Origin of the sequence: Streptomyces sp. NPDC006265 (genome assembly GCF_040613555.1) — a bacterium.
GTDB lineage: Bacteria > Actinomycetota > Actinomycetes > Streptomycetales > Streptomycetaceae > Streptomyces.
In genome coordinates, this window is record NZ_JBEXSH010001095.1 from 1 (window position 1) to 2,558 (window position 2,558).

Consider the following 2,558-nt stretch of genomic DNA (forward strand, 5'->3'; position numbering starts at 1 on the left):
CTCGTACTGGACGTACTCGGGGTTTCGGCCGGTGCGGCGAGTGGGGGTACCCCCTGCTCGAGCGGAGTCGAGAGCGTGGGGGAGCGTGCCGGGCGCCGCGACGGGGCGAACGTTGCCTGCCGCGGCACTAGAACAGGGCGGCGCCCCGCTCGAAGTCCAGCAGGCGCTGCTTGCGCTCCAGCCCGCCGCCGTACCCGGTCAGGCTGCCGTTCGCGCCGATGACGCGGTGGCAGGGGACGATGATGCCGATGGGGTTGCGGCCGTTGGCGAGGCCGACCGCTCGGGAGGCGGTGGGGGCGCCGAGGGTGTCGGCGAGTTGCCCGTAGGTGCGGGTCTCGCCGTAGGGGATGCGGCGCAACCGGTCCCAGACGGTGCGCTGGAACAGGGTGCCGGTCAGGCGCAGTTCGACGGTGAACTCCTTGAGCTCGCCCGCGAAGTAGGCCTTCAGCTGCTCCTCCGTCTCCGCGAAGAGGGTGTCGTCGCGGGTGCCGAAGGTCTCCTGCTGCGGGCGGTGGCGCTGGTCGGTCATGTAGAGACCGCAGAGCACGCCGTCCTCGGCGACGAGGGTGAGCGGGCCGTACGGGCTGTCGGTCACGGTGTGCTGCTGCTTCATCGGGCGTCCCTATACCGGAAGGAAGTTGATCGGGTGGCTGTCGGTCGCCCAGAGGTACTGGACCGCGTAGGCCCGCCAGGGGCGCCAGGCCGCAGCGCGTGCGGTGAGTGCGGCGGGGGTGGAGGGCAGGCCCAGTTCCCGGGCGGCGCGGCGGATGCCGAGGTCGGTGGGGAGGAAGGCGTCGGGGTCGCCCAGGGCGCGCATGGCGATGACGTCCGCCGTCCAGGGGCCGAAGCCGGGCAGCGCGAGGAGCTGGGCGCGGGTCTGCGGCCAGTCGCTCTCGACACCGAGGCGGAGGTCGCCGTCGGCGAGCCGGCGGACCAGGGTGGTGAAGGTGGTGCGGCGGGTGCGGGGCATCGCCAGCGACTCGGGGTCCAGCGCCGCGAGGGCCTCGGGGGCCGGGAAGAGGTGGGTGAGGCCGCCCTCGGGGTCCTCGACCGGCTCGCCGTACGCGGTGACCAGGCGGGCCGCGTGGGTGCGCGCGGCAACCGTGGAGACCTGCTGCCCGAGCACGGCCCGGACGGCGAACTCGGTCTCGTCGACCGTGCGCGGCACGCGCCGGCCGGGCGCCTTGTCGACCAGCGGCGCGAGGACCGGGTCCGTGCGGAGCTGGTCGTCGATCGCGACGGGGTCGGCGTCCAGGTCGAGCAGCCGGCGGCAGCGGCTGATGGCGACGGTCAGATCGCGCAGGTCGCTGAGGGTGAGGCGGCAGGCGATGTGGTCCGGGTTCGGGGTGAGGGCCACGATGCCGTGGCCGTACGGGAGGCGCAGGGTGCGACGGTAGGAGCCGTCGCGCCACTCCTCCACGCCGGGTACGGCCGTCGCGGCGAGGTGGCCGAAGAGGTTGTCCGGGTTGAGCGGGGCGCGGAACGGCAGCCGCAGGGAGAGCACGCCGGGTGTGCTCGCCCCCTGCCCTCTGGGGGCGCGGGCGCGCAGCTCGCTCGGGGCCAGGGCGAAGACCTCGCGGACCGTGTCGTTGAAGGTGCGGATCGAGGCGAAGCCGGCGGCGAACGCGATCTGCGCCATGGGCAGGACGGTCGTCTCGATGAGCAGCCGGGCCGTCTGGGCGCGCTGGGAACGGGCGAGCGCGAGGGGGCCCGCACCCAGCTCGGCGAGGAGCTGGCGCTCGACCTGCCGGGTGCTGTAGCCGAGCCGGCCGGCGAGGCCGGGCACGCCCTCGCGGTCCACGACGCCGTCGGCGATCAGCCGCACGGCACGGGCCACGAGGTCGGCGCGCCGGTTCCACTCCGGGGAGCCGGGGCTGGTGTCGGGCCGGCAGCGCTTGCAGGCCCGGAACCCGGCCTGCTGACAGGCCGCCGCGCTGGGGTGGAAGACCATGTTCGCCGGCTTGGGCGGCACCACCGGGCAGCTGGGACGGCAGTAGATGCCGGTGGTCAGGACGGCCGTGAAGAACCAGCCGTCGAAGCGTGCGTCCTTGGACCGGACGGCGCGTACGCAGCGCTCGGTGTCGGTGTGCATCCCCATCCGCATGAGTCCAGGATCGGGCACCGGGCGGCACGGAGCTGGCGAGAATCCGACATCGACGTGCCCGCGCCACGCCATCGGACCGGGATAGATGAAGATTCATTCATATGTTCGCACGGGGCCGGTACGATGACGTCATGGGTCATGGAGCCGTCACCCCCGTGCAGGAAGCCGCCGAGCGAGTACGCCTGGACGCGGACAACGTCGCGAAGGTCGCCACCACGCTCCAGGCCCTGTCCACGCCCTCCCGCCTGCTGATCCTGGCACGGCTGCGCGAAGGCCCGCTGCCGGCCACGGAGTTGGCCGCCGAGGTGGGCATGGAGCAGTCGGCCTGCTCGCACCAGCTGCGGCTGCTGCGCAATCTGGGCCCGCAAGGCCATGACCCGCGAGCGCCTGTCCTACGAGGGGCAGCACTGGACGCTGCCCCTGCCCGGCGGCCCGGGCAAGCCGATCAAGCTGA

At 73.4% G+C, this 2,558-nt stretch carries 3 protein-coding genes; 1 reads left to right on the plus strand and 2 read right to left on the minus strand.

What is annotated here, in order from left to right; all coding sequences use genetic code 11:
* Positions 1-127: 127 nt before the first annotated feature.
* Together ABZ281_RS45670 and ABZ281_RS45675 are read right to left on the minus strand one after the other, a co-directional pair.
* On the minus strand, positions 128-613 hold the full coding sequence (locus ABZ281_RS45670) for a methylated-DNA--[protein]-cysteine S-methyltransferase (RefSeq protein WP_356664322.1): 486 nt from the start codon (positions 611-613) through the stop codon (positions 128-130).
* A gap of 9 nt (positions 614-622) precedes the next feature.
* Entirely contained in the window at positions 623-2,092 is a 1,470-nt protein-coding gene (locus tag ABZ281_RS45675) for an AlkA N-terminal domain-containing protein (protein WP_356664326.1), read from the minus strand.
* 143 nt (positions 2,093-2,235) lie between these two features.
* Between ABZ281_RS45675 and ABZ281_RS45680 the strand changes: the two genes are divergently transcribed.
* Positions 2,236-2,558: metalloregulator ArsR/SmtB family transcription factor (locus ABZ281_RS45680; RefSeq protein ID WP_356664324.1), on the plus strand; the 323-nt coding region annotated here is incomplete at its 3' end.